Origin of the sequence: Pseudomonas emilianonis (assembly GCF_023072625.1) — a bacterium.
Classification (GTDB): domain Bacteria; phylum Pseudomonadota; class Gammaproteobacteria; order Pseudomonadales; family Pseudomonadaceae; genus Aquipseudomonas; species Aquipseudomonas paraveronii.
The window spans coordinates 1-1157 of record NZ_JAKNRV010000687.1 but is presented as its reverse complement, the minus strand read 5'-3'; the positions used below and the strand labels follow the sequence as shown (position 1 = coordinate 1157).

2 protein-coding genes are annotated in these 1157 nt (G+C 64.0%); both read right to left on the bottom strand.

Annotated elements, in window-relative coordinates:
* A partial coding sequence (locus tag L9Z73_RS30880) for an acetyl-coenzyme A synthetase N-terminal domain-containing protein (RefSeq protein WP_282598814.1) occupies window positions 1-377 on the bottom strand: 377 nt, incomplete at its 3' end.
* Between the two features lie 156 nt (window positions 378-533).
* Window positions 534-1157, bottom strand: a 624-nt coding sequence (locus L9Z73_RS30875) for a 3-hydroxybutyrate dehydrogenase (protein ID WP_247408773.1), incomplete at its 5' end; no start/stop codon positions are given.

Genomic DNA, 1157 nt, shown 5'->3' with positions numbered 1-1157 from the left:
CCGGCGACGTGGGCGGCCAGCTCGGCGTAGCTCAGTTGCTCGCGCTGGCCGTCTTCGCCGATGGCGACTACAGCGGGGTGATCGTCGCGACGGCGCAGCAGGTGTTCGGCAAAGTTCAGGGTTGCGCCGGGGAACCACTGGGCGCTGGGCATCTCGGCGTCTTCGATCAACACCGCGCTGGGCGGGCTGCGAAACTGCACGTCGAAAAACGTCACGAGCGCCTGCCAGAAGTCGGCTCGCTGATCGATGCTCCACTGGTGCAAGGCTGGATAGTCGCTGAGCTGCACGCTGTAGCGGTCATTGATAAAGCGCCGGAACTGGTCCATCCGGGTGTGGCGGATGCGTTCGGGGGAGGGTTGCCAGAGGATCTCGGACATACGCACGTCTCTTATTCTTGTACAGGTCTTCCAAACAATAGAGTTCCAATGTGGGAGGGCTTGCCCCCGATTGCAGTGTGTCAGTCAACACATCTGTTACTGGAGCACCGCCATCGGGGGCAAGCCCCCTCCCACATTGGATTTTCTGTGTTTGGTCTATTGAGCCAGCCAACCGCCGTCGATATTCCACGCCGCGCCGCGCACTTGGGCGCCGGCCTCGCTGCACAAAAACAGCACCAACTCGCCCAGTTGCGGCGGGGTCACGAACTCCAGCGACGGCTGCTTCTCCGCGAGCAAATCATGCTGGGCTTGCTGCGGGTCGACGCCGTTGGCGGCGCGGTCATCGATCTGCTTCTGCACCAGCGGCGTCAGCACCCAGCCGGGGCAAATCGCGTTGCAGGTCACGTTGCTGGTGGCGGTTTCCAGGCCGACCACCTTGGTCAGGCCGATCACGCCGTGCTTGGCCGCCACATACGCGGCCTTGCCCACCGACCCCACCAGGCCATGCACCGAGGCGATATTGACGATGCGCCCCCAGCCCTTGGCCTTCATGCCCGGCAGGCTCAGGCGCGTGCTGTGGAACACCGACGACAGGTTGATCGCGATGATCGCATCCCAGCGTTCCACCGGGAACTCTTCTACCGCCGCCACATGCTGGATGCCGGCGTTGTTGACCAGAATGTCCACGCCGCCGAATTCGCGCTCGGCGTAGGCGATCATGTCGGCGATCTGCGCCGGGTCGCTGACGTCCGCCGGGTGGTGCCCGACCTTGCCGCCGAA